We start from the raw sequence: 2,874 nt of genomic DNA, 5'->3' as shown, positions 1-2,874 counted from the left end.
GTGAAATGCAGTGACGCCGATGGTAGTGCAACGTACGATTGTGCGAGAGTAGGTCATCGCCAGGCTTAATTTTCTAATGCAAAAGCCCCTGAGCCCAAAAGCTCAGGGGCTTTTGCGCTTTTAGGCCATACCAAAAGCTTCATTTCACATAACAACCATCCTATCTCACCTAGAACTATTACCTAAATCGCCAAGAACTCTTACCTAACTGTCGCTTTCGCCTCAAGAAAACTCCATCACTTCACCTAATATTTGATTGTTTAAGCCTTCAACCTATCTTAGATAGTGCTCAGATCACGCGTGATCACATTCTTAAGTGCTTCAAAATAAGCCTTGTTGCGATATAAAGAATGGTCTGTCACATAATAAGCATAAATTTGTGACATATTGTTTTTAGATACACTAAGCTTACTAAGGTCGGAATGTGCTGCGATGCAGGGGTTCCATTTTTTTGGCACAAGTTTACTGATCTTGTTAAGGTGATATATGGCTGATCACAACTCAAATCTTATTGATCGTCCAAAAGCAGGCGAAGAAGCAGACCTTTTAGGCGTGAATCGATACATTAAAGCGCTCTCTAATTTCTTACAGCATGCAAGTATGCCTACAACTATCGCCATCCAAGGTGAGTGGGGTAGTGGTAAGACTTCCGTAATTAACTCTCTTCTTTACGATCTTTGTGATACGGCAAAAGCGCCAGACAAAAATAAGCCATTTCACGGCATTTTCCTCAACATGTGGGAGTATTCGCTCTTGCGTACTCCGGAGGAATCAATTGAGTCAATTATTCGTGGTCTGCTCAAGCAGGTATCACTATTTATTGAGTTACACGATCACACTAATCCTGCAGTTGATGTCCTCAAGAAAATTTCCAAGTCACGTCTGTTTAAGGCTGCGCTGACTAGTGGAAAGGTTGCCACCACACTAGCCGGTGCTACTGCGGTAAATGATGCCATCGATAAGATCGGTGAAATGTTTAATGGTGAAAATGCCGAAGAGGAATTCAATCCAGCTGAGTTTCGTGAGGCAGTTGCCAATTCTATTGATGAGTGTCTGCGTTTAGATCGTGAGGATGGTGATCAGAACAAACGTGGCTTTATGATCTTTGTAGACGACTTGGATCGTATTAATCCTGAGTCTGCAGTTCAGATCCTTGAGATGCTGAAGAACTTCTTTGAGGTTAACTGCTGTATCTTTGTCCTTGCCATTGACTACAATGTCGTGGTTAAAGGTCTTAAGGCAAAGTTAGGTAGCAAAGATGAGAACGACGAGCGTGCCTATCGCTCTTTCTTCGACAAGATCATTCAGATGCCTTTCACCATGCCTACAGAGCGCTATAAAGTTAGCGACTACATTGGTGAATCCTTAAAGAAGATTGGCTACTGCACCGATGAAGATCTTCAGGTTAAGGTAATCGACAAAGAAGGCGAAGAAAATGATCGCACCTTTATTCAAGCAGTAGCTGAGATTACCGCTAACAGTACTGGAAGCAACCCTCGCTCAATTAAGCGTCTCCTCAATACGCTATCTTTGCTGCAATACATGTATGAGCAGGATAGTGCAGATAAGGAAGATTTAGCTACCTCACAAAAGACTTATGTAGAACGCGTTATCAATTATGCTTTTGTCTGCATACAGATCGCCTATCCTGAGGTATATAGGCTGCTCGCTAAGGAGTCTGTATACACCAGATGGGATCGTGATACTGCAGATGATTTTAAGATCAATGGCTTCGATACTTTTTACAAGTCTTGGTGTAAGAGTTATGACCTTGATGAGGATGCTACAAATCCAAAGCTCTACCAGGCTATTATCACTGCTTACTGTAAGCAAGGATCTGCATGGCTGCAAAACAGAGCTAGCTCCATCATTGCTATTCTCGTCATGATCGAGGAACTATGCTCTCTTAATAAGAAAGACTTCGACTTAATCATTCCTGCAATCATAGACATGTCTGCAGTAACTGCCGTGACTACAGAGGAAGATAAGAAAGTTAAAGTCGCCCTCACTAAGGGTGGTCAAACCTTGCTCGACTTCTGGACTAAGTTCCAAGACATTGCCTTTGAAAGCGAGGAATTTGCCAAACTGTTTAGAAGACTTAAGCCATCACATAACTACTGGATGGATTTCTCTACTGGTAATGGCAGCTGTAAAATCGGCGTATCTAATTCTCTATCGAAAGGAGAGCTCACTTTATATGCTGGCATTTCTAACCGTGAGCTGTTCGATCTTACTTCAGCACATAAAGATGAGATTCTTGCGGTCGTTGGTGAGCCTTTTGAGTGGATTTCCTTTGATGAAGTATCGGCCTCTGGCGGTAAGGGTAAGACAGCTTTTATTCGCATTCGTCTAAAGAAAGATCTTAATGATCGCGATGCTTGGTACGAGGCTTCACAATGGATTTCGAGAACCATGGTGGCCCTTCGTAAGGCTCTTGCACCATACATCGACAAGAAGTAGTAGCTAAAGAACACCAAGTATCTGCAATGCTACAGTCAATTAGCTGCAGAGCACAAATGCAGGGTCTAGCCCTGCATTTTTCATATATTTTCTGCTCATTTCAAAACACCTGCCGCAAAGATCGCCATCTCGGCACCATAGCCCTTAAGCGCATCAAATAAACCGCAGTATCCTCTGTAGCACGTTCCTGGTATTTTCAAATATAGCTAGTTCTTTACTGAGCTACGTATTGCGCTCTTCTATAAAGCTATGCCACAGATCTTGGTACTTCAGATTCATTTATCCAACGGAATTGCTAGCCTCGTAGAAATTTAGCAGTTGCTTGATAAGGTGAAATTCGTTCACTTGAAATAGTTTTAAATTCAATTCGCTCAACGTTCGTTATATGGATGCAAGATTTTTTATTAGTTCAAA

Annotated in this window: 1 protein-coding gene; it reads left to right on the top strand. The window is 42.1% G+C overall.

Going from position 1 to position 2,874, the window contains the following annotated elements:
* The first annotated feature begins 486 nt into the window (after positions 1-486).
* A complete protein-coding gene (locus H524_RS16845) occupies positions 487-2,460 on the top strand; it encodes a DUF4268 domain-containing protein (protein ID WP_027940331.1) in 1,974 nt (657 codons plus the stop codon).
* Positions 2,461-2,874 lie beyond the last annotated feature (414 nt).

It is taken from the genome of Anaerobiospirillum succiniciproducens DSM 6400 (genome assembly GCF_000482845.1).
Classification (GTDB): domain Bacteria; phylum Pseudomonadota; class Gammaproteobacteria; order Enterobacterales; family Succinivibrionaceae; genus Anaerobiospirillum; species Anaerobiospirillum succiniciproducens.
This window is presented reverse-complemented; position numbering and strand designations above follow the sequence as displayed.